The sequence below is a fragment of the Natronococcus pandeyae genome (assembly GCF_008122205.1).
In the GTDB taxonomy this organism is placed as follows: Archaea; Halobacteriota; Halobacteria; order Halobacteriales; family Natrialbaceae; genus Natronococcus; species Natronococcus pandeyae.
In genome coordinates, this window is sequence record NZ_PHNJ01000009.1 from 102,854 (window position 1) to 122,181 (window position 19,328).

General features: G+C 64.7%; 13 protein-coding genes. 6 read left to right on the forward strand and 7 right to left on the reverse strand.

The window, feature by feature from the left end:
• Positions 1-278: 278 nt before the first annotated feature.
• A complete protein-coding gene (glmS, locus tag CV102_RS16305; RefSeq protein ID WP_148859075.1) occupies positions 279-2,093 on the reverse strand; it encodes a glutamine--fructose-6-phosphate transaminase (isomerizing) in 1,815 nt (604 codons plus the stop codon).
• A gap of 807 nt (positions 2,094-2,900) precedes the next feature.
• On the opposite strand from glmS, the gene CV102_RS16310 reads away from it, so the two are divergent.
• The 3 genes from CV102_RS16310 (at position 2,901) to CV102_RS16320 (ending at position 6,587) form a co-directional block, all read left to right on the forward strand.
• Positions 2,901-4,970, forward strand: a complete 2,070-nt coding sequence (locus CV102_RS16310; protein ID WP_148859076.1) for a cation:proton antiporter — start codon at positions 2,901-2,903, stop codon at positions 4,968-4,970.
• Positions 4,971-5,096: 126 nt separating this feature from the next.
• Complete coding sequence (locus tag CV102_RS16315) at positions 5,097-5,279, forward strand: DUF5786 family protein (protein WP_148859077.1); 183 nt, start codon at positions 5,097-5,099, stop codon at positions 5,277-5,279.
• A gap of 201 nt (positions 5,280-5,480) precedes the next feature.
• The gene (locus tag CV102_RS16320; RefSeq protein ID WP_148859078.1) at positions 5,481-6,587 is read left to right on the forward strand and encodes a hypothetical protein; all 1,107 of its coding nucleotides are present in this window, start codon (positions 5,481-5,483) and stop codon (positions 6,585-6,587) included.
• A gap of 14 nt (positions 6,588-6,601) precedes the next feature.
• Here CV102_RS16320 and CV102_RS16325 read toward each other — a convergent pair whose 3' ends face one another.
• The 6 genes from CV102_RS16325 to CV102_RS16350 form a co-directional block, all read right to left on the reverse strand.
• A complete protein-coding gene (locus tag CV102_RS16325) occupies positions 6,602-7,327 on the reverse strand; it encodes a helix-turn-helix domain-containing protein (protein WP_148859079.1) in 726 nt (241 codons plus the stop codon).
• A 226-nt stretch (positions 7,328-7,553) separates the two neighbouring features.
• Positions 7,554-10,685, reverse strand: coding sequence for a bacterio-opsin activator domain-containing protein (locus CV102_RS16330; protein ID WP_148859080.1), 3,132 nt, complete (start codon positions 10,683-10,685; stop codon positions 7,554-7,556).
• A 232-nt stretch (positions 10,686-10,917) separates the two neighbouring features.
• Positions 10,918-11,340, reverse strand: a complete 423-nt coding sequence (locus CV102_RS16335; RefSeq protein WP_148859081.1) for a universal stress protein — start codon at positions 11,338-11,340, stop codon at positions 10,918-10,920.
• A 101-nt stretch (positions 11,341-11,441) separates the two neighbouring features.
• Positions 11,442-12,113 carry a cytochrome c biogenesis protein CcdA gene (locus CV102_RS16340; protein ID WP_148859082.1) on the reverse strand — a complete coding sequence of 224 codons (672 nt, stop codon included), beginning with the start codon at positions 12,111-12,113 and terminating at the stop codon, positions 11,442-11,444.
• Between the two features lie 6 nt (positions 12,114-12,119).
• Positions 12,120-12,665 carry a TlpA family protein disulfide reductase gene (locus CV102_RS16345; protein WP_148859083.1) on the reverse strand — a complete coding sequence of 182 codons (546 nt, stop codon included), beginning with the start codon at positions 12,663-12,665 and terminating at the stop codon, positions 12,120-12,122.
• Positions 12,666-12,667: 2 nt separating this feature from the next.
• Positions 12,668-13,585 (reverse strand): SCO family protein, encoded by a 918-nt coding sequence (locus tag CV102_RS16350; protein ID WP_148859084.1) that lies wholly within the window; start codon positions 13,583-13,585, stop codon positions 12,668-12,670.
• Between the two features lie 271 nt (positions 13,586-13,856).
• Between CV102_RS16350 and CV102_RS16355 the strand changes: the two genes are divergently transcribed.
• The 3 genes from CV102_RS16355 to CV102_RS16365 all read left to right on the forward strand — a co-directional run bounded on the left by CV102_RS16355 (position 13,857) and on the right by CV102_RS16365 (position 19,116).
• Positions 13,857-15,380 carry a hypothetical protein gene (locus tag CV102_RS16355; protein WP_187433002.1) on the forward strand — a complete coding sequence of 508 codons (1,524 nt, stop codon included), beginning with the start codon at positions 13,857-13,859 and terminating at the stop codon, positions 15,378-15,380.
• 65 nt (positions 15,381-15,445) lie between these two features.
• Entirely contained in the window at positions 15,446-16,564 is a 1,119-nt protein-coding gene (locus CV102_RS16360; RefSeq protein ID WP_148859085.1) for an iron transporter, read from the forward strand.
• Positions 16,565-17,196: 632 nt separating this feature from the next.
• Positions 17,197-19,116: an ATP-binding protein gene (locus tag CV102_RS16365; RefSeq protein ID WP_148859086.1), complete on the forward strand. Its 1,920-nt coding sequence runs from the start codon at positions 17,197-17,199 to the stop codon at positions 19,114-19,116.
• The last annotated feature ends 212 nt before the right edge of the window (positions 19,117-19,328 follow it).

Consider the following 19,328-nt stretch of genomic DNA (forward strand, 5'->3'; position numbering starts at 1 on the left):
ACAACCATTATAACTCGGGTGAAGGGTTTATGTCCTTGTGCATTGCTAGCTCGTCTGGAGGGTGGTGATCGAGCCCGACACTCGATGGCCGCGGGCCCTCCACAGACGATTCCAATCGCGTTCGGGTACGGGCCGCGAGAGCTGCCGTCGGGGGCGAGACGATGGGGGTGGTCTCGAGCCCCGATCTCTCGGCGACCCGTTCGCGAGCCGGCAGGCGCCGAATCAACGGCGCGCGGAGGAACTGTTCTGTGTAACTCGTGAGTCGTGACCGCGGACTGTTACTCGACGGTCACGCTTTTCGCGAGGTTTCGCGGCTTGTCGATCGGGCGATCGAGGAAATTCGCGGCGTGATAGGAGACCAGTTGCAACTGGACGTTCGCGAGCAGTCCCGCGAGCGCCGCGCTGGTATCGGGAATCTCGAGGTGTGCGTCCGCTATTTCGACCGCCGGATGGTCGTCCGGACAGACCGCGATGAGCGGTGCACCGCGAGTCTGGGCTTCCTCGGCGTTTTTCAGCGTCTTCTCGTCCTCGTCGCCGGTGAAGACGGCGAACACCGGCGTCTCCGACGTCACCAGCGCGAGCGGTCCGTGTTTGAGTTCGCCAGAGGCGAATCCTTCGGCGTGCTCGTAGGTGATCTCCTTGAACTTGAGCGCGCCCTCGAGCGCGACCGGATAGCCGAGACCCCGGCCGATGAAGAAGTACGACCGGCTTCCCCGGTAGCGGTCGGCGATCGACGCGGCATCAGACGATTCGAGGACCCGCTCGATCTCGTCGGGCATCGCCGCGAGATCCGGCAGGAGCGACTCGAGGTCCGCCGGCGGTTTCCCCCGCCGGTCGGCGGCGATCCGCTGGCCGAGCAACGTGAGCATCACGGCCTGCGAGGAGAACGTCTTGGTCGCGGCGACGCCGATCTCCGGCCCCGCGCGGATGAACAGCGCGTCGTCGGCCTCACGCGCGGCGGTCGAGCCGACGACGTTCGTAACCGTCACCGTGTACGCGCCGTTCGCCCTGGCCTGGCGAAGCGCGCTCAGGGTATCCGCGGTCTCGCCGCTCTGGGTGACGGCGACCACGAGCGTTTCGTCGTCGACCGGCGGCGCGGCGACGCTGTACTCGTTGGCGAGCAGCGCGGTCGAGTGGACGCCGGCCTGGTTGAGCGAGAGCGAGCCGTACAGCGCGGCGTGATAGGAGGTACCACAGGCGACGAACTGGACACTCGAGACGTCCGCGAACGTGCCCGGCCCGAAGTCGGCCAGCGCGATCCGGCCGTTCTCGGGGTCGATCCGGCCCTCGATCGCCTGGGCGAGCGACGTCGGCTGTTCGTGGATCTCCTTTTTCATGTAGTGGTCGTACTCGCCCTTGCCGGCTTCTTCGGGATCCCACTCGACGGTCTCGGGTTCGCGGTCGACCGGGTTCCCCTCGAGGTCCGTGAACTCGACGCCGTCCTCGTCGACGATTACGACGTCGCCGTCCTCGAGGTAAACCACGCTGTCGGTGTACTCGAGGAAGGCGGGGACGTCGCTCGCGAGGAAGTACTCGCCGTCCTCGATCCCGACGACGAGCGGCGACCCCTGTCGGGCCGCGTAGAGGACGTGTTCACCGGAGAACATCGCCGTAATCGCGTAGCTTCCCTCCAGTTCCTCGATCGCTCGCCGGAAGGCCGCCTCGTTCTCGAGTCCTCCGTCGAGATAGTACTGGATGAGGTGCGGAACGACCTCGGTGTCGGTGTCGCTCGTGAACTCGTAGCCGTTGTCTTGCAGTCGGGACCTGAGTGCCGCGTAGTTCTCGATGATCCCGTTGTGGACGACGGCGACGTCTTCGGTGCTATCCGTGTGCGGGTGGGCGTTCTCGTCGGTCGGCGGTCCGTGCGTGCTCCAGCGGGTGTGGCCGATTCCGACGGCGCCTTCGAGCGACTCGTTTTCGATCGAGTCGATCAGCGTCTCGACTTTCCCCGAACGCTTCTGGACGTCGATACCGGAGCCGTTCTGGACGGCGACGCCCGCCGAGTCGTAGCCACGGTACTCGAGATTCTCGAGGCCGGTGAGGAGCGTCTCGAGCGCGTTGCCGTCACCGACGCGGCCGATGATTCCGCACATCAGCGGATCGCTGCCCCCCCGGACCGCCCGGTGTGGCGGCCTCCATCTGCTCTCGCATCGAGTGTCGTCCTCGGTTTTTGTTGTGGGCGTACAGTCCGTCGAATGGTCCCCCGTATCGGTCGTGCTCGTGTCATAGGTAGTCGTTCGTCCGTGACGATTGTTCGAAAGAGCGAACGAGACACGGACATGAGACACGCTAAACCCACCTGAACCCATTACTATAGACGGACTACCGGAACCTGTAGCAGTCGAATACTTCGTTCGTGACGTTTCGGTACTGATCGCCACCGCCAGTAGCTGTGTTGTCCACACATTCAGAGATGTCTGAACAAGTGTTTGATTCTGTACCGACACGTTCGAAGACGGTGGCCGAATTCTTCGAGAGACATCGGTATGTCAACCGAACGCACGAACCGATCGGTAGTATGGCGGGGAAAACAGCGAGTATCGGTCGATGAACTGCGGGTATGCCGAGCGAACGATCGCGGCAGAAACTGTCGAATCACGCGCTCGGAAAGAACAAACCACGAGACCCGACGAGGTGAACGGATGAAAGTGAACATTTGACTACCAAATACCTAAAGGGACACGCTTACTTCCTCCTTTTTTCGTTGTTGCATCGAACTCGTTACTCCTCCCCGCATCAAAGTCCGATATCCGACATTTTATTACCTGTCCTCACTATCTCTCGCTCACGACTACTCTACACGGAGCCAGATCGGCCCGACATTCGTCTCCCCTGCCACTATCGATGTCACGACACGTGCGAACGAACCCGCAAGCCGCCGACAGCCAGTCGTCCTCACAATGATTACGCCAGTTATCTCGTTCGTCGCCGACGGTGTTGGACTTCCACTCGAGCAGCCCGTGCTGATCTTTACGCTCGCAATGCTGATCTTCCTGGTTGGACCGCTGCTCGTCAAGCGACTCGGACAGCCGGGGATCGTCGGAATCGTCGTCTTCGGAGCGATCATCGGGCCTGGCGCGACCGGAATCGTCGAACACTCCGACGCGATCGAACTGCTCGGCGAGGTCGGTCTGATCTATCTGCTGTTCACGGTCGGGCTCGAACTCGATCTCCAGGGGTTCAAGGAGGCTCCCGAGAACGCCGCGCTGTTCGGTCTGACGAGCTTCTTCCTGCCGTTTACCGTCGGGACCATCGCCACCTACACGATTCTCGGCCTCGACATGTGGGCGGCACTGCTGCTCTCGTCGGTGTTCGCATCGCACACCCTGCTGGCGTACCCGATCGTCAACCGATTCGGTGTCACGAAAAACCGGGCCGTTACGGCCGTTTTCGGCGGGATTCTCTTCACCGACACGCTCGCGCTGGTCGTGCTCGCTATCGTCATCGGCGCCGTACAGGACGGGCTCTCAGCCCTGCTATTCGGCCAGATCATCCTCTCGCTCGTTCTCCTGTTCGGTGGCGCCTGGTTCCTTCTTCCCCCGGTCTCGCGGTGGTTCTTCCAGAACTTCAGCGAAGAGAGTTACTTCGAGTTCCTGTTCGTGATGGTCGCGATCTTCGCGGCCGCTAGCCTCGCCGAGGTCCTCGACCTCGCACCGATCCTCGGCGCGTTCGTCGCCGGACTGGCGCTCAACCAGCTCATTCCCGGCGGGGGAACGCTGATGAACCGCGTCGAGTTCGTCGGGAACGCCTTCTTTATCCCGTTTTTCCTGTTGCACGTCGGCATGCTCGTCGATCTCGGAGTCATCTTCGACGGACCGGAAACCCTCCAGATCGCCGCGCTCGTCACCGGAATCATGATCGCGACGAAAGGCGCCGCGGCGTGGGTCGTCGCACAGGTCCAGGGCTACACCAAACACGAGCGCGACGTCATCTTCGGACTCTCGACCGGCCAGGCCGCCGCCGCGCTCGCGATCACGCTCATCGGGTTCGAGGCCGGACTGTTCAGTTCGGCGATCCTCAACGCCGTCGTTCTTCTGTTACTCATCACCGCGCTCGTGAGCCCGTGGATGACCGAGCGAGCCGCGAACCGACTCGCACTCGAGCGCGAAGTCGAAGGTGAGGACGACAGCGCGAGGGATCCGAACATCCTGCTGCCACTGTCACACAACGCGGAACTCCAGCGACGGCTGCTCGAGCTGTCGTTCGTAGTCAAGGGTGAGGGGGGAACCAACCCGGTTCACGTGATGACCGTGGTCCAACCGGACACGGGTCGGCCGACCGAGCAACAGATCGCGAACGTCCAGGCCGAACTCGACGAACTCGCGGCCGAGGGAAGCGCCGCCGAAGTTCCCATCGAGACCGAAGCCCGCGTCAATCACAACGTCGCGTCCGGCGTCGTCCAGGGCTCGGTCGAAGTCCAGGCCGACCAGATCATCATGGGATGGGACGCGACCCAGAGCTTCAGTCACCGGATCTTCGGGAGCATCATCGACCAGGTGCTCGAGCGAACGAACCTGCCGGTGCTCATCTCCCGGCTCGGCCACCCGATCAACACGACGCGGCGAATCTTCGTGGTCGTCCCGATCGGCGCCGACCACCACGAGGGGTTCTACGAGGCCGTCCACTTCGTCAAACGAATCGCTGCGAATCTCGGTGCCGAACTGAACGTCCTCGTCGTCGAGGGCTCCGGACACCAGTTCGAACAGCTGTTCAGCCTCGTCGAGGAGGACGTCACCGCCGAGTTCGATTCGATCAGTGATTGGGGGCGGCTGCTTCCGACGCTCGAGGAGGAAACCGAGGACGACGACCTCATCGTCGCCATCTCGCCGCGCCGGGGAGACGTCGGCTGGCACAACGAACTCGAGGACCTCCCCGCTCGGCTGGCCGACATGCCGCCGGAGTCGTTCATCACGATCCATCCACGCCAGGGCGAACCGGAGTACGACCGGCAGTACCTGCGACTCAAGTAACCGCCTTCGTGCATTTCGTTCGCGTGCGCGTATTCTTCGGTTTCCGAGCCGAGAACCGGATGTGACACCAACCCACTGGCGAACTGAAACGCCACGCCTTTTCGGGAACGTCCCCCAGTTGCTGCTATGGGTTTTGGTAGCTACGACGAATCCGAGCAGCAACAACAGCAGTCGAACGACGACGAGATCGACGCCGTCAGCGTCCACGAGAACGACCACGACGGACAGCTCTCGTTCGAGTCCGACGTCTCGACCGACCAGCTGGTCTCGCAGCTGGGCGCGATGAAGGACGAGGAGTCCGAGGAGTAACCCGCCGCTCGAGCGAAACCGTGGTTCCGTACCCGGGCGATCGATCGTGACGGGAACGGGTGGGTAGCCGGTCTTCGCAGCGTGGTTTCGTTCGATCGTTCGCGGGACGCCGATCGGGCCGACCGACCGACCCTTCAGAAATCGTCTCTCGAAGCAGGATAGTGTAAACGGTTTTACGTTATCGAGTCAATAGGTGGAACGATGACCAGCACCGTGCTCCGGATCGCCCTCTCCGCGGGCTTCGTCGTCGGAGTGACGGCCGGTCACTTCCAGTTGCTCCTTTCGTACGGCGGTCTTATCGCCGCGTACGTCTCCGAAATGCAGTTCCTCCTCGTGTCGTTTCTCGGAATCGCGCTCTCGACGTGGATCCTGCTGAGCGTCGTCCCCATCGAAACGGAGGTGTTCGTACCGATCGCGGTCGTGCTTCCCCTCGTCGGAGGATTCAGCGTCCACGTCGCACAGGGTGGTGGCAGTGAACTCCACCCGGCGGTGCAGATCCTGCTCGTCGGCTACGTGCTGAGCTTCCTCGCGGGGCTCGGCCTGCGACAGCTGCTCGCCCGCCGCGGTGATCGAGGCGACCGCGTCGTCGCTCCGATCGCCCGACGGAAACGGGAACTCGTCGCGGGGGGAGCACTGCTGTTGCTCGGCGGGGCGGTGGTGAGCGCCGCCCGTCAGCCCACCGTCGCGATCAGCGAGACGCGGACGACGAACGAGCACGCGAGCGTCTCCCTCGAGGTCGAGGTCGAAACGACGGATCCGGCATCCCTCAGGCTCGTCCTCGAGACGCCGGCCGAAACGTTCGACGGGTGGATTCCGCGTTCCGATATCGAAAACGGCGTCGGGACGGGAACGGTGCGGCTGGCTCGACCGAGCGCCACGCCGCCCGTCGGCGGCTACGACCTCCGTATCGAGACGGTCTGGCGGAGAACCGTGGCGACCGCGTCGTTCGACATCGAAGACGGCCCGCTCGTCGACGTGGTCGGGGTTTCGGTGGGTCGCTCGGATACCGACTTCGGGACGGCGACGTCGATCGCGTTCGACGTCGAAAACGACGGCGACGCTCCGGGCGTCGTCTGGGATCACAGCCTCGAGATCGACGGCGAACCCCACCGGGTGATGCACGAGACGGCCGTCATCCATCCCGACGAATCCGCGACGATCGGCGGCCCGATCGGGACGCACAGTGCCGACGACGGTCGGTGGGAACCGACGCTACTCGAGGAGGGGGAGTACGCGCTCGTCCTGCAACTGGAGTCACTGGAGCAAACGCTACTCACCTACGAGACGACCGTCGAAGTCGATGGCTGAGCGAAACGGCCCGCTCAAGAGAACGTCGAGGCACAGAGTTCGGCGATCGCCCGTCGCAGCCGCTGGGAGATAGCCGACTTCGAGACGTCGAGCCGGTCGGCGAGTTCGTCCTGGGAGATCCGCCGCGGCACGTCGAAGTAGCCTTCCTCGTAGGCGACGGCCAGCAGCTCCTGTTGTTTTGCCGTCAGGGAAACGACGCCCTCGCACTCTTCGTCGGCGAGTCGGAGGTGTTCGACGGTCACCGAGACGTCGAGTTCGCGACAGCGCGTATTGAACGCGACGAGCGCGTCCCGGCTCGGGAACCGAAGCTGGAACTGCCAGCCGTCTCGAGAACTCGAGCAGCCGCGTAACCGGCCGCCGACGGCGGCGGTCGCTTCGACGAGCGTGATCGCCCGATCGGTGAGCGCGACGCGGTAGATCCGCCGATCTGGATAACGATCCACGAGAACGGGATCGGTGACGGTCGGATCGATCTCGAGGGCCGTCTCGAATCCGTCGAACTCGGGGCCGTAGGCCGTAAAAAACAGGACCGTCCGCCCGGCGTCGCCTGCGGTCCAGTAGTCGGGTTCGATGGTGATCGCGGGCGCGCGGCGAAGCGACGGGCGGAGAACGAGATCCGAGTGCTGGAGACAGAGCTGTGCGACGATGCCTCCCTCCGCCTGCGACCGGACGCCGGTGCGATCGATATCGGCTCGCTCGACGTCAGCGGCGAGGTCGAGGCTCACGAGTCGATCCGCCATCCGGGGAGATGACAGCAATAAGACGACGTTACCGGATCCGTGCTCATCGAATGGCTGATTCGAGCGTAAGCACATGGTGGTAGTGGCTAGATGCCAATACCGGGTCCCCAGACGAACGCTATAACTATTCATCCATCACGTGACCGGAGTGTCACCGCCGGACGAACGCGCGACCGTAGTCGAACGATACTGGCAGGTAATATCTGTGTACTGATCCGACTCGGGCTCACTCGAATGCGTCGAACTCCTCGAACAGCAGCGAGAAGAGCTTCCTCTGGGCAATCCGCACGTGGCGACTGAACGTCGGCTGCGAGACGTCGAGCGAGTCGGCGATCTCCTCGCCGGTACTCTCGCGTGGCCACTCGAAGAAGCCGCCGTAGTAGGCGGCCTCGAGCGTCCAGCGCTGTCGCTCGGAGAGTCGTTCCTGGAGCGCCGCGCCGAACGTGTGTTCGTCCTCGAACGATCGCTCGCGCTCGCGGCGAGCGACGAGTTCGGTGCTCGGATACCGCCGCTCGAGCATCCGGACGAACGAGCGGACGTCGACCGTACCGGAGAGTTCCAGGACGAGTCGGACCCGATCGTCCGTCGGCGTCAGTGTTCGAACGACCCCACCGTGGTCGGCGACGGCTGTGGCGATCGACGATTCTTCGAGGACGAGTTCGACGAGCGTGTCGTCCGCTCGCTCCCCGACGGGGCGAACCGACTCGACGACCTCGACTCCGGCGAGCGCGTCGGCGATCGACTCCGGATCGCCCGCCGCGACGGTCGCGAAGACGACCGATCCCCCCGACGACCGCGGGACGACGGATCGCACCTCGAGCGGCCGGTCCAATCGGGTCGCAACCGACGACAGCGGCTCGCTCTCGTCCCGAATCACGAGTTCGAGTTCGGTGACGTCGTCGGAGAGCAGCGCGGTCCTGGTTTCTATCGCACCGATGACGGACGCGCCGACCGCCGCGAGGTGTTCGATCGCACGACGACTGCGTTCGTCGAACGCGTTCGGCTCGTTCGCGTAAACCGTGAGGGTACCGTAGAGAAAGTCGTCGAGGACGAGCGGGACGCTCAGGGCCGATCGGAACCCCTGCTCGAGTGCGCGTTCTCGCCACGGTTCGTCCGTCCCGTCGGCTATCGCCTCGACGAGCGTCGGCTCCACGGTCGCCGCCGTTCGGCCCGTCGGATCGCCGACGGACGGATCCCGCGAGATCGAGACCGACTCCAGGTACGTCTCGCCGTCTCCGGCCAATTCCCGGGGACGGATCGTCTCGCCGCCCCTCGCAGCGTCACCTACCCAGGCCAGTTCGACCGACCCGTCGTCGAGTTCGAGCGACGCGAGCCCCTCGCAGAGCCGCCGATCGATTCCTTCACGGGTAGTCGCACGGAGCAGTTCGCGTTCGATCGACCGAAGCTGCCGGAGTCGATCCAGGGCCGTCTCGAGCGCCGCGGTCTCCCGTCGCCGTTCCCTCTCTCGCGAGGCGCGTTCGAGTTCGTCGAGCGCGACGGCGGCGATCCCGGCGAGCGTCTCGAGCGGTCCGAGATCGACCGGGTCGAACGCCAGCGGTTCGGTGCTGGTCGCGAACAGAACGCCGTCCCCGACGGGGACGGTCACGATCTGCTCCGCGCGGACGCCGGATCGGGAGAGAAAGGACTCGAGCGGCCGACGGTCGTGGATCGACGCGCCGCCGTCGCGGATCGACTCGACTGGAACGACCGATCGGTCGACGGACGGGAGGTCGGTCGACGACGGGTCTCGCGTCGCGACTGCCGCCGGTCTGAGCGCCGCCTCGTCGACGAGGTAGAATCCCGCGAACTCGGCGCCGGTAAGCTCGAGCGCCGTGTCGGCGACGGTCTGGCGGACGGTCGATCGCGAGTCGGCGTCGCGGATCGACGCGACTGCCTCCTCGAGCGCCGACAGCGCACCGGCGGACGAGCGGCGCCTGTCACGAACGATGCAGAGCGTCCGATCGTCGTCCGGGATCGGGGCGACGAAGACGTCGACCGGACGTCGGTCACCGACGACGAGGTCACCTGGGATCGGATCCATCCATCTGACGACCGACGATCGGCCGCGTTCGCGAACCGCCGCCGCCAGTTCGTCGTCGAACAGGTCCTCGACCCCCCGTCCGACGAGCGTGTCGGCTCCGGTCAGTTCGAACAGCGTCGCGTTCGCCAGCGCGATGGCCGACCCCTCGAGCACGACGATCCCGTCTTCGAGCGCGTCGACGACCGACTCGAGGAGCGCGAGGCGATCCCGGTCGGTCGTTGCGCCCGACTCTTCCGCTTCCGTCGATTCGTGCGCGTAGACGGTAACACCGCGATCCGACGGGAAGGCCCGGATCCGAAGCGGTCCTTCCAGGTCCGGATGTGCCGTCTCGAACGCGACGGCGGATTCGGTCGTCCGAGCCTCCTGGAGTCGTTCCGCAACCGTGGGCCGAACCGTTTCGGGCAGAACGTCCCAGACGACGGTCCCTGGCTTCGGCTCACCGTCGAGCAGTGCGGTCGCCGCGTCGTTGGCGTACCGAAGCTCCCACTGCGGCCCCAGCGCGAACAGCGCGTCGTCGAGTCGGTTGAGCGACTCGCGGGCGTCGTCGGCCGGCAGCCGATCCGGGCTGGTCGAGGTGACCGTCACGACGACGCCCGAAACCAGCGGATCTTCGAGCCGGTTGACCGCACACAGGTCGGTCACGCGCCAGGTTTCGTCGGCGTGGCGCAGCCGAACCGTAACGCGTTCCGTCGCGCCGAAGGGACCGCTCGAGATCGTCTCGAGTGCGTGGCCCACGTCGTCACGGTCGTCGGGGTGGACGAGCCACGTCGGTCGTCGTCCCTCGAGTTCGTCGGTCGTCACGCCGAACCTGGACTCGACGGCAGGGCTCGCGTACGTGATCTCGCCCTCGGCGTCGAGCACCCAGACCACCGCGTTCGACCCCTCGAGTATCGACCGGTATTCTGATGCAGAACTCTCCGCGGCGAGCCGGTAGCGTTCCCGTTCGGCGGCGGATCTAACGCGAGCGGCGACGACCGGGTCCGGTTCGTCGGGGGTGACGACGTCGGTCGCGCCCGACTCGATAGCGCGCTCTGCGGCGTGCTCGTCGGCGATAGCGACGATCGGTAGTGATTCGTCCCGCTCGCGGAGGCGGTCGACGGTCGATCGACCGTCGGATCCGTCGAACGCACAGACGGCACAGTGGACGTCGACCGACTCGAGGCGGGCGATCGCGTTCGAGGACGTTCGTTCCCGGACCAGCGAGACCGAGTCGAACTGCGTGGAGAGTGCGTCCATCACCGCGTCGATCCGTCGCGAGTCGCCGACGACCAGCACCCGGAGGACGGGATCGACGACGGTAGTCGCCTCACCCGGCATCGGAACCCCTCCGATCGAGAGACCGCAGGCTCCTCCGGGCGACGAGCGAGCGATGGAGCGTTCGGACGGACGAAAACCGACGGACGGCCACGATAGCGTCCCGTTTCCGACGGGCGGAGTTAATTATCGATCCCGTATCCACGAGTAGCGTGCTATTACGGGTCGGCACGCTCGAACGAACGTTCGCTCAAGCGGCCATCCGGAAGGTCGACACGGCGCCCGGTTTCGGTCGTCAGCTCTGGTCGCGAACCGTGACGACGGGCACCGGGGCGTTCCGGACGACCTCCTCGGCGACGCTGCCGGTGATCAGATGGTCGAGTCCCGTTCGTCCGACCGTTCCGAGGACGATCATGTCGGCGTCGTGTTGCTCTGCGGCGTCGATGATCTCGTCCTGGGGGACGCCCTGACGGATGGTCGTCCTGACCTCGATGTCGTGGCCGGTGGCCTTCGTCTCGGCTTCCTCGAGTGCCTCGGCCGCCTGGTTCTCGAGGTCGGCGCGCATCTGATCGCGTTTCTCCTCGGCGTGGGGACCCTCTTCGGAGACCGAGACGATGTGTAGCGCCGCGTCGAGCCGGTTTGCAAGCTCGATCGCGTGGTCGGTCGCCTGGCGAGCACCGTCACTACCGTCCGTCGCGAGCAGGAGCTCCTGGTACATCTTCATCCCGTAGTTGGATCGACTGTCCAATACGTTTCATACCTGCAGTTGCCAGGGAGAACGGGTGTTTCGAAGCGAACCTGTCTGCGGTTACTTCGCGATCAGATCGGCTGGACGTAAAACGCGACGTACAACTGACCGATTCCGGCGAGAATCATGACCGTTCCCGCCACCCGCCGGAGCGTCCCGCCGTACGTTGCCAGCCGACCGGCGCCGGCGGCAAGGCCCATCCCCGTTGCCACGGTTAGCGAAATCATGAGCAGGAACACGCTGCCGACGTAGGTTCCGATCACGAGCGCCGCGGACGTCGGCGGCAGCGCGAGCGCGCTGGCGATCACGCCGATGAAGAACGGGGCGGCACAGCCGGCCGCGGCCAGCGCGTAGCCGGCACCGAAGATTCCGAACCCGAGCGTCCCCGATCGACGCTTCGGCAGCGCCATCGAGATCGACGGCGCGCGGTCGAACAGGACGAGCAGCCCGAACAGGATCAACACGACGCCCACGAGCGCTTCGAATATCGTGATCTCTGCCAGTATCGAGTGGCCGACCCAGAACGCGACGCCGAACAGTGCGCCGAAGACCACGAGAACGCCGGCGCCGGCGATCAGACCCCGTCCGAGCGCGCTCGAAAGCGACGATTCCTCGGCCTCGGTCTGGCTTACGTAGAAGCCGACGTAGCCAGGCAACAGTGGGTACGCACACGGCGAGAAGAAGGTAAAGACGCCTGCCGTCAACGCGAACGCGAGCGTCGACAGCAGGGTTGCGTCGAGCATTACGTATCAGTCGTCCTCGAGTACGTCTTCGATTCGGGAAACGATCTCGTCGCTGGTCTTGCGACCGGACTCGTCCCAGCGAACGTTGCCGTCGGCGTCGAAGAGCACGGCGATCGGCGTCGCCGTCCCGTAGTGGACGATCAGTTCCGAACTCGCGTCGCGGCCGACCTGCCAGTGGCCGTCGTACTCGTCCCACCAGTCAGCCAGTTCGTCGTCGGGAACCTGGCTTTCGCCCTCGTTCGTGATCGAGATGAACGTCACGTCGTCGCCGACTCGGTCGTAGGCCTCGCCGAGTTCGGGCATCTGCTCCTGACAGATGCCACAGGTCGTCGCGAACAGATCGACGAACGTCACCTCTCCATCGGCCGGAACGCGCTGCGTTCCGTCGTCGCTGCCGGTCGCCTCGACCGTCTCGATCTCGACCGGATCGTGGTGGGGTTCCTCGCCGTCCTCGTCCAGGGCGCTCGAGGGGAGGCCGTAGACGGCGAGCGCACCGGCACCTGCGAGCGTTCCGGCGCTCGCGACTCCCGCGAGGACGTTACGCCGTCGCATACTCACTCGACCACCGTTCGAACGTCGTCGATGATCGCCTGCGGCCGCGTCTCGTCGCGCCCGTCCGTCGCGTTCGGGTACGATCGCTCGACGATCCCCTGCTCGTTGACGAGGAACGCGATGTAGTAGTGGATGTCCTCGGAGTGGTCGTGGTCGTCCCCGTCGTCTTCGGAATCGTCTGCGTTTCCGTCGCCCTGGGCATCGTCCTCGTGATCGTGGTCGTCACCGTGCTCGTGCTCACCGTCCTCGTGGTCGCTCTCTCCGTGATCGTCGCCTGCGTGGTCGTCGTGATCGTCCTCGTGTCCCTGCTCGTCGTCTTCGTGGCCCTCGTCCTCGTGATCGTCGTGGTCGTCGTGGCCGTCATCGTGGTCGTGACCGTCGTCGCCGTGATCGTGGCCACCGACCTGCGCGGGAACGCCGATATCGTCGTTGAGCAGGCTCATGGCTTCCTCGTTGGTTTCCGGCCGGAGGAAGTGCCAGTTGTCCGCCTCGATGTCGACACCGTACTGTTCGCCGTACTCGCGGAGCGCCTCGGCATCGTCGGTTTCCGGATCGAACGTCATCGCCAGCAGTGCGAGGTCGTCATCGTACCCCTGTTCAGCGGCGTCCTCCTGGACGAGTTGCAGGAGTTTGGTCAGGGCGCCGCAGTCCTCGGTACAGGAGGTGTAGATGAACGTCAGCAGGTAGGAACGCTCGCCCTCGAAGTCGGCGAGTGAGACGTCGGTCCCCTCGTGTGGATCCGGGAGCGTAAACGTCGGGAACGCGTCGCCGTGGATCGGGTGACTCGGCTCCCCGCGGGGGTGGTCCGGCGGGTCGAGGGCCGTCTCGCTGTCCCCGACGACGGGGAGATCCCCGAGACATCCCGATAGCCCGACCGCGCCGGCCCCACCCAGCGTTCCCAGATACGCGCGTCGCTTCATACCTGAATCGTAGGAGTGGGGATGCAAATGTTCGTTGGTTCGATTTCTGAAAGAGAAAAACGTCGCCGTTGAGGGGGTCCTTTCCTCGGTTATCGCCATTTCCCGGTATCTGTGACTACACGGAATCGATCCGCCGGCCGGAGCCGGCAGTATCGTAGCCACTGACCGTCACTGTCCACTCGATCGCGCGACAGCTGTGCGATCGGCGTGTAAATCGTTTCAGTAGCCACTATAGGTACATGTATGTGGCTCACCGTTGTCCGCTCCGTCAATGTCGTCGCCGATCGCACGCCGGAGTGCGTTCGCCGTCAGCGTCGGAGCGACCGTCATCGCCGTCGCCGTCGCGATCGACACCGTCGCGGCGTCGAACGTCGCCGCCGGTCTCGGCGACGAACGAGCGATAACGGTCCCGACCTGGCTGACGCTCCTCACCGGGGCTGGCGCCGTCGGCGCCTCCGCACTGCTCGCCGCGCTCGTCACCGACCGGCGGGTTATCGACGCCCTCCACGACTGGGAGCTGTCACTCGCCCTCGAGTCCGCTCGCTCGCAGCGGGACTCCGACGCCGAGCAGTCGACGGCGGTTCCGACGCCGCCGCGGTGGCTCGTCGTCGGAAGCGCAGTCGGCTCGGTTCTCGGGCTACTGGCGCTCGGTGCCGTCGTGTTCGTCGGGCTCGAAGGTCCCACGATGGGGACGGCTAACTTCGCGGTCTTGCTCTCGTTCGTCGGTCTCCGCGCGGTACTCCCGACGATCGCCTTTCTCCTCGTCGATCCCTGGCCGACGGTCGACCCGTTTCGAACGCTCGCGAACGGCGTGAGTGCGCTCCTGGAGCGCGTCCGCGGCTCGCGGTCGCCGACGGAGCGCCGTCGAACCCTGTCCACAGCCGGCCTGTTCGCGTACCCGTCCCGGCTCAGGTCCTGGCCGGCCGTGATCGGACTGGCCGCGCTCGTCTGGCTCGAGTTGGTGCTTCCGGTGACGACGAACCCCCAGCTGCTCGCGGCGCTCGCGCTCGGCTACGCGGGGTACGTTCTCGTCGGCTCCGTCCTCTTCTCGCCCGCAGCGTGGATTCGGCACGCGGATCCGCTCTCGACGCTGTTTCGGCTCTATGGCGCCGTCGCGCCGATCCAGCGCCGGGACGGCGCGTTTCGGCTCGTCGTCCCCGGGTCGCGACTCCGAAACGGCGACGTGGTCACGGACGCGAGCGAGATCGCGTTCGTCGTGTTGCTGGTCTGGGAGCTCACGTTCAACGGCTTCGTCGTCACGCCGCCGGGCGCTCACACCATCGAAGCCCTCGTCGGGAGTGGGTTGCCCGCGCCCGCGGCGTACCTGCTGGTGCTGGCCGGCGGCTACGCGCTGGCGCTCGGACTGTACGCCCTCGCAACCCGCGCGTCGCGTCGGCTCGCACCGACGTACCTCGCCGAGCGCCTCCTCGCTCGGCGGTTCGCGCCGCCGTTGCTCGCGATCGCCGCGGGCTACCACCTGGCCCACTACGTCGGGTTCGCGATCTCGCTCGCACCCGCGACGCTCGACGCGGCGGCGAACCCCCTCTCGCCGCCGGTGAACCCGACGACGCTCGCCTTGCCGGGGTGGATGGGGACGCTCGAGATCGTGATGTTACTGGCGGGTCACCTGCTCGCGATCTGGGCCGCCCACGCAGTCGCCTACGACGTCTTTCCCGGCCGTCTACAGGCCGTCCGCAGCCAGTACCCGTTCCTCGCCCTGATGGTCGTCTACACCGCCGTGAGCCTCTGGTTGCTGACGATGCCGACGACGCAGCCGCCGTACGTCGCCGGCTGAATCTCGCGGCTCGGTCACTGCAAGAACCGATACTCGTTTTTCCGCCGGCGTCGAACGGCTGGACCATGGACCGCCGGGAGATCCTCCGTGGCACGGCCGCCGCCTGTACGCTCGGCGTCGCCGGCTGTCTCGAGCGGCTCGGTTTCGAGGAGGAGTCCGCCTGGGCGAACCCGCCGCTCGTGGAGGATCGGCCGGACGCCGTCTACCGTCCCGCGAGCGCCGAGGAGATGGGCGTCTACGGGACGGCGAGCGAGGGCGATTACGCCCTCGAACTGTCGTACACGTTCCCCCACCGGTTCTGGATCCCCGGCCAGGGCGGCAGCCGGGTCGAGGTCGATGCCGACGACAGCGTCCATCTCATGCTGACGGTCTGGGACACCGAGACCGAGACGATCCTGCCGGTGGATATGACCCTCGAGATTCGGCGGGACGGCGAGCGGATCGACGGCGTCGGCAGTTCGCCCTGGCCGATGCTCTCCCAGCGGATGGGGTTTCACTACGGCGACAACGTCCGGCTGCCCGGCGAGGGCGAGTACACACTCAGGGCTCGCGTCGGCCCCGTTGACGCCGTTCGAACCGGTGACTTCGAGGGCCGACTGGACGAGGCCGCGACCCTCGAGGTCGCGTTCGCGTTCGATCGCTCGGACGTCCACGACCTCGAGTTCGCGCTCGTCGACGAGGACCGCCGCGGCGAGCGCGACGCGTTGCCGTTGATGGATCGCGACGACCACGAGGATAGCACAGCGGATGGTCAGGACCGCGGTGACCACGACATCGGCCCGCCACCGACCGCTCGGGGGCCAGCCGTCGACGACCTTCCCGGTGATCTGCTCGGGACCGAGCGCAGCGCCGACGCGGCGATTTCCGCCGTGGAAACCCGCCTCGAGCGGTTCGGCGGCGACTCGTACCTGGCCGTTCTCCCGCGGACGCCGTACAACGACGTCGTTCTCCCGTTTACGTCGCTGACGGCGACGATCGAGCGCGACGGCTCGATGGTGCTCGAGGAGCCGCTTTCCGAGGTGCTGGACCACGAGTTCGGCCACCACTACGGAATCGCGATCGATCCGCTCGAGGCGGGCGACGAGGTGACGGTCGCGGTCGATGCCCCGCCGCAGGTCTCTCGCCACGACGGATACGAGACCGCATTCTTCGAATTCGAGGACGTAACGTTCACCATCGGCTAATTTAGCGAATCGCTAGTGGCGAAATTGTTCGGTACCTGAACTGATTGATACTGCCTACGATCTGCGTAATCGTCCGCAACATATGCCGTTCAACCCGTCAAATCGACTTAGGGGTGTTAACCTGTCACACAGTGTAATAACCTGCGCCGGTCTGAACCGAAACATCCGCGTCCACTGTTTACGCGAAATAACGCCCGACTGGCGTCGGAAACACCGGACGGTCGACGTCGACAGATCGCTTACGACTAGTATAACTATTTGGGTGAATCGGCTACTCGGAACTATGTCCCAATCAAACCACCCAGATGTACATATCGGTTGCCCGGAGTGTAACGGCACCGTGAACGCATCAGTTCCCCATGGCCCTGGGATCGATGGGGAGCGCAGGCTCAACCGCCTCCGCGGGAAGGAAGCCAGTTGCCGGAACTGCGGCCACGAACTCGAACTCTACTACTACTGAGCGGGATCGGACGACGCTCTCCTGCTTTTCGAACGATCGATAGGACGCGGATTCTTTCGGCAATACACTGATAATTTCACCTGGCTCGCTCTCCTTGCCGTCGGATGACAGAGGGTAGTGTGAGAAGAGCGATAGAAGAGTTTACCCGTCATCTTCGATTATCTTCCGGAGCATGACCTCGACCTCCGACTCACACAGGGACCTCTACAGCCGGGTTCACCAACAGGAGGTCGTTGCTGAACTCGGAAAGCACGCACTCGAGACCGACGACCTCGATCGATTACTGCACGACGCCTCGGCCGCCGTCGCCGAGACAGTAGACACCGAGTACGCGACGGTTCTCGAGTTGCTTCCCGCTGGCGACGAAGCCGTTCTCCGACAGGGGGTCGGATGGGAGGACGAACTGATCGGATCGACGACGGTGGTTGCGGATCAGGGCTCTCGGGCAGATCCCACGCTGCTCACCGAACACCCGATTGTCGTCGACGACCTGCGGACCGACGAACGATTCTCCGACTGCGAGTTACTCGCCGAAAGCGAGGCCGTCAGCGGTATCACCGGGCTTATCGGCTCGGTCGACGATCCGTGGGGGATCCTGGGAACGTACACGACGGAACGATACGAGTTCACGGAGCACGACGCCAACTTCGTACAGAGCGTTGCGAACATCATCGCGGCAGCGATCGAGAACGAACAGGCACAGCGCGACCTCGAAGAGATCTACGGCCGCATCTCGGACGCCTTCTTCGCGCTCAACGAGGAGTGGGAGTTCACGTATCTCAACGAGCGTGCACACGAGTTGATCAATCCGGAGAACCGGGAACTGGTCGGAAAGAGGGTCTGGGACGAGTTTCCCGAAGCGCTCAGCAAGGATTTCAGGCCGAAGTACGAGCGGGCGATGTACGAACAGGAACCCCTCTCGTTCGAGGAGTACTATCCCGACCCGCTCGACCGCTGGTTCGAGGTGCGAGCCTACCCCTCGAAAACGGGACTCTCGGTGTACTTCCAGGACGTCACCAACCGCAAGGAACACGAACGAGAACTCGAGTTGTTTCGAACCCTCCTGGACCACTCCAACGATATCGTACTCGTGGTCGAACCACAGACGGGGCGGTTACTGGACGCCAACGAGACTGCCTGTCGTCGGCTCGGATACGATCGAGGCGAGCTACTCGAGTTATCAGTTCTCGACATCGAGCGGCGCTTTGCCGACGTCGCCGAGTGGCGGGCTCACGTCGAGAACGTGGAAGCCGAGAACGCAGTGACGATCATCGGCGAACACGAACGGAAGGATGGATCGACCTATCCGGCGGAGGTCAACGTCGCTCACGTCGAACTGAATCAGGAGTATATGATCGCAATCGCTCGCGATATTACCGAGCGACAGAAGCGCGAACGGAAACTGGAAGAGTCGAACGAGCGCCTCGAGCAGTTCGCCTACGCAGCCTCTCACGACCTGCAGGAACCGCTGCGGATGGTCTCGAGCTACCTCAAACTCATCGAGAGCCGGTACGCCGACGCGCTCGACGAGGACGGCGAAGAGTTCCTCGAGTTCGCGATCGATGGCGCGGATCGAATGCGCGACATGATCCACGGCCTCCTCCAGTACTCTCGCGTGGAAACCCAGGGTGATCCGTTCGAACCGGTCGACCTCGAGAACGTCCTCGAAGAGGTGCTCGAAGATCTCCACCTCCAGATCCAAGAGACGAACGCCAGAGTCACGACGGAGGAACTGCCCCGCGTGAGGGGTGACGTCAGCCAGTTGCGGCAGGTCTTCCAGAACATCCTGAGTAATGCGCTCACGTACAGCGGCGACGAGCCGCCTCGCGTTCACATTTCGGCCGAACGGAACGGGCGGCGGTGGACTATTTCGATTCGCGACGAGGGGATCGGGATCGATCCCGAGGATCAAGACCACGTCTTCGAGGTGTTCGAGCGACTCCACACCCGCAGCGAACACCAGGGAACCGGCATCGGACTCGCACTCAGTCAACGGATCGTCGAGCGCCACGGCGGCGAGATCTGGGTCGACTCCGAACCCGGCGAGGGGTCGACGTTCTCGTTTACGCTTCTGCCGTCGCGTGACCGGTAACGTCCGGTCCACCGCGGACGAAGAGTCCACCGTGGGATCCGACGCGAATCTCGCTTGGAATGCGGATCGAGAGTGACCGAGGGCGCGGTAGCGTCGACAGGCGCCGCTCGAAGCACTTTTTACAGTTCCTACTCACGAGTTGTTCGCAAAGAAATGCTCCGTCTGGGATTTGAACCCGATGCAAATCTCGCTACGCTCGATTTCCGTGGTTC

Bases quoted from the DNA above. Each gene is read 5' to 3' on its own strand.
- glmS (WP_148859075.1), bottom strand. From the start codon at position 2,093: ATGTGCGGAATCATCGGCCGCGTCGGTGACGGCAACGCGCTCGAGACG.
- CV102_RS16310 (WP_148859076.1), top strand. From the start codon at position 2,901: ATGATTACGCCAGTTATCTCGTTCGTCGCCGACGGTGTTGGACTTCCA.
- CV102_RS16315 (WP_148859077.1), top strand. From the start codon at position 5,097: ATGGGTTTTGGTAGCTACGACGAATCCGAGCAGCAACAACAGCAGTCG.
- CV102_RS16320 (WP_148859078.1), top strand. From the start codon at position 5,481: ATGACCAGCACCGTGCTCCGGATCGCCCTCTCCGCGGGCTTCGTCGTC.
- CV102_RS16325 (WP_148859079.1), bottom strand. From the start codon at position 7,327: ATGGCGGATCGACTCGTGAGCCTCGACCTCGCCGCTGACGTCGAGCGA.
- CV102_RS16330 (WP_148859080.1), bottom strand. From the start codon at position 10,685: ATGCCGGGTGAGGCGACTACCGTCGTCGATCCCGTCCTCCGGGTGCTG.
- CV102_RS16335 (WP_148859081.1), bottom strand. From the start codon at position 11,340: ATGTACCAGGAGCTCCTGCTCGCGACGGACGGTAGTGACGGTGCTCGC.
- CV102_RS16340 (WP_148859082.1), bottom strand. From the start codon at position 12,113: ATGCTCGACGCAACCCTGCTGTCGACGCTCGCGTTCGCGTTGACGGCA.
- CV102_RS16345 (WP_148859083.1), bottom strand. From the start codon at position 12,665: ATGCGACGGCGTAACGTCCTCGCGGGAGTCGCGAGCGCCGGAACGCTC.
- CV102_RS16350 (WP_148859084.1), bottom strand. From the start codon at position 13,585: ATGAAGCGACGCGCGTATCTGGGAACGCTGGGTGGGGCCGGCGCGGTC.
- CV102_RS16355 (WP_187433002.1), top strand. From the start codon at position 13,857: ATGTCGTCGCCGATCGCACGCCGGAGTGCGTTCGCCGTCAGCGTCGGA.
- CV102_RS16360 (WP_148859085.1), top strand. From the start codon at position 15,446: ATGGACCGCCGGGAGATCCTCCGTGGCACGGCCGCCGCCTGTACGCTC.
- CV102_RS16365 (WP_148859086.1), top strand. From the start codon at position 17,197: ATGACCTCGACCTCCGACTCACACAGGGACCTCTACAGCCGGGTTCAC.